At 65.6% G+C, this 1991-nt stretch carries 1 protein-coding gene and 1 pseudogene; one reads left to right on the top strand and one right to left on the bottom strand.

What is annotated here, in order from left to right; translation table 11 throughout:
- Positions 1-138: 138 nt before the first annotated feature.
- Positions 139-584: pseudogene (locus E8E95_RS11720) on the top strand (heme-binding protein).
- Between the two features lie 255 nt (positions 585-839).
- Here the strand turns inward: E8E95_RS11720 and E8E95_RS11715 are convergent.
- The coding region (locus E8E95_RS11715; RefSeq protein ID WP_280350218.1) for an alanine/glycine:cation symporter family protein at positions 840-1991 on the bottom strand (1152 nt) is incomplete at its 5' end.

Genomic DNA, 1991 nt, shown 5'->3' with positions numbered 1-1991 from the left:
GCGTATGGAGCCCCAGGTGCCGGGCTACGACCCCTACAAGGTGAGCGACTTCAACACCGTCAAATGGGCCGAGCTGCATACCCGGCAGCGTGCGGTGGCGGCTGGCAAGCGTCCCGTCCCGGCGCGGGGATGACCGGCATGCGCAGACTCACTCTGGAACTGGCCTCGCTGATGGTCGATGCCGCTCTCGCCGAAGGCCGGCGGCTGGCCCTGCAGCCCCTGTGCGTGGCAGTGCTGGATTCCGGCGGGCACCCGCTGGCGCTCAAGCGCGACGAGCGCGCCAGCCTGCTGCGGCCGCAGATCGCCAGCGGCAAGGCGGCGTCGGTGCTCGGCATGGGCTTCGGCGGCCGCGAACTGGCGCGCCGCGCGGCGGCGATGCCGGCCTTCTTCTACGCCCTGAGCGATCTGGCAGATGGGCAGATGGGCAGATGCTGCCGGTGTCGGGGGGCGTGCTGGTGCGCAATGGCGGCGGCGAGATCCTCGGCGCCATCGGCATCAGTGGCGACACCTCCGACAATGACGAACGCTGCGCCATCGCTGGCGTGCTGGCGGCGCACCTGGTGCCGGATACCGGCGAGTCCTGATCTGCATGTTTAGCTGTAGTGCTCCAGCGAGACGGCCCCTATGGTTGGAGCGTTCGCGTCGGCTTTCGGCCCGTCCGGTTTACATGCCGCTTTTTGAGTCGGGGCGGTACGTGCATCGCTAGTCAGAAAATGGTCTTCGGCAGTTTAGCGTTGCGGACGCAGTGACCGGAGTTTTGCGAAGCACAGAAGCCTGGGTTTAAAACCAGGCTTCTGGCGATAGGTCGTCAGTTGTTGACTGGTGTGGTTAGCCAGATATCAGGCGCGATTTACTGATGTGGCGCCTACAGAGGGAAGGTCACTCTCTTCAGTTGCTCGCGATGGCCATACGCTGCGATCCAGGTCGAGGTCGGTAAACTCGTCGATGTTGAACACCGGCTGATCGACACCCGCCTTGCGCTGCTCGTCGTAGTCGCGCATCACCCGCAGCCCGACCTTGATCAGCATGGCCAGGGCCACCAGGTTGACGAAGGCCAGGCAGGTCATGGTGATGTCGGCGAAGGCGAACACGGTGCCCAGGTCCTGCATCGAACCCCAGCAGATCAGCGCCAGCACCAAGCCGCGGTAGCTTAGCAGGGCGGCGCGGCTGCGGCCGGCCAGGAACTGCAGGGCGTTCTCGCCGAGGTAGTAGTTGTAGAGGATGCAGGTGAAGACGAAGAGGCTCAGCGCCACGCTGATGAACACGCGGCCCCATTCACCGACCACCGCGGCCAGGGAGTTCTGGGTCAGCACGATGCCGTCGCCTTCGAAGCCCGGAGTGTAGAAACCGGACAGCAGGATCAGCAGCGCGGTGCAGGTGCAGATCACGAAGGTGTCGAGGAAGACGCTGAACGCCTGCACCACGCCCTGGGCGGCCGGGTGCTTCACCGCAGCGACGGCGGCGACGTTGGGCGCGCTGCCGAGGCCGGCTTCGTTGGCGAACACGCCGCGCTTCACACCCATCACGATGGCGCTGCCGAGCAGGCCGGCGAAGGCCGGCTCCAGGCCGAAGGCGCTCTTCACGATGGTCACCAGCATGTCCGGCACCAGCTCGATCTGGGAGATGATCACGTAGCAGGTGACGGCGATGTAGGCCAGGGTCTTGACCGGCACCAGCAGGTCGGACACCGAGGCGATGCGCTTGATGCCGCCGATGAACACCAGGCCCAGGAGCACGGCCAGGCCGATACCGGTGTACTGCACCGGCAGGTCGAAGGCGTTTTCCAGGGAGTGGGTCACGGTGAAGGCCTGCAGGCCGTTGAAGGCGAAGCCGTAGGTCACCAGCAGCAGCACGGCGAAGGTCAGCGCCATCCAGCGCAGCTTCAGGCCGTGCTGGATGTAGTAGGACGGGCCGCCACGGTACAGGCCATCGCCATCGGCGCGCTTGTAGACCTGGGCCAGGGTGCACTCGAAGAAGCTGCTGGACATGCC

The sequence above is a fragment of the Pseudomonas sp. BN414 genome, from assembly GCF_029871275.1.
Taxonomy (GTDB): Bacteria; Pseudomonadota; Gammaproteobacteria; order Pseudomonadales; family Pseudomonadaceae; genus Metapseudomonas; species Metapseudomonas resinovorans_C.
This window is presented reverse-complemented; position numbering and strand designations above follow the sequence as displayed.